Source organism: Pyrobaculum sp. (assembly GCF_049971835.1).
In the GTDB taxonomy this organism is placed as follows: Archaea; Thermoproteota; Thermoprotei; order Thermoproteales; family Thermoproteaceae; genus Pyrobaculum.
Genome location: NZ_JBMFKV010000372.1, coordinates 1 through 1256 on the forward strand (window position 1 = coordinate 1; position 1256 = coordinate 1256).

Annotated in this window: 1 protein-coding gene; it reads right to left on the bottom strand. The window is 51.1% G+C overall.

Features of this window, described 5'->3' with window-relative positions:
• On the bottom strand, positions 1–1256 hold a 1256-nt coding region (locus tag ACP5J3_RS14745), incomplete at both ends, for a urocanate hydratase (protein WP_428496370.1).

Consider the following 1256-nt stretch of genomic DNA (forward strand, 5'->3'; position numbering starts at 1 on the left):
TGCCACAGATCCGGCGTCTAGATGATCTCGGCCAAACCATATTGGCCCCGATAAATCACCCCGCCTAACCATCTCACTCACAATTTTGCCAAACTGAGCCCTCTCTCCATACCCCAGGTACACTACCCTCGCCGGCAACCCTTGGAACTTTACATATTTCTTGGCGTTTTGAATCCACCTAACAAGTCTCCAATTTCTGCTAAATACTGTGAGAATTACGTCGTCCAGCTTGTAGATATCGTTAGGATCACCAACTAGACTAGTCCACCTAAATGGGCCACGACCCTCCTCAAACATTGGGCGGAGAAACTCCATCTGGCCAGGTATCTTAAAAGCCTGCTCTACCCCAGCATCGTAAGCTTGTTTTCTCAAGTTATTGCCGTATTCAAAAACGACGGCGCCCCTTAATTGATGTGTTAATAACAGCTCTACATGCCGAGCCATTGACTGCTTAGACAGCTGTATATACCGATCTGGATCCGTCTTTCTAAGCCGCTCGGCCTCCTCTAGAGACAAGCCAGCTGGAACATAGGCCAGTGGGTCGTGCGCCGGCGTCTGATCCGTAACGATATCTGGAACAATGCCCTCCTTAACTAGCTTATTGTGCAGATCCACTGCGTTTGCTAATACGCCTATACTCACGGCTTCCCGCCTCTCCTTTGCCCTAAGCGCCATGTCAACAGCCTTATCAAGATCTTCCGTCCACGTATCCAGGTAGCCTGTGGCGACTCTCCTTTCTATCATTCTCCTATCTACGTCAGCTATGAGCGCCACGCCGCCCAGCATCTTTATGGCAAGCGGTTGCGCCCCACCCATCTCCCCCAGACCAGCGCTAACAACAAGTCTCCCCTCAAGAGATCCGCCGAAATGCCTCTCCGCGGCGAAGCCAATAGTCTCGTATGTGCCTTGTAAAATCCCCTGCGTCCCAATGTAGGCCCAGCAACCCGCTGTCATTTGGTGATACGAGATAAGCCCCCTGGTCTCCAATTCCCAGAAATACTTCCAGTCGGCCCACTTAGGCACCAACATGGCGTTACTCATCAAAACACGCGGCGCCCGCAGATCAGTTTTAAAAACAGCCACCGGTTGCCCAGACTGAATTACAAGCGTGTCGTCTTTATTCATCGACATCAAGGTATCTACAATTGTCTCGAAATCCTCCCAACTCCTCGCCGCCTTACCACTACCCCCATATACCACCAAGTTCTTAGGATCCTTAGCAACCTCCGGGTCAAGGACGTGGAAAAGCATCCTCA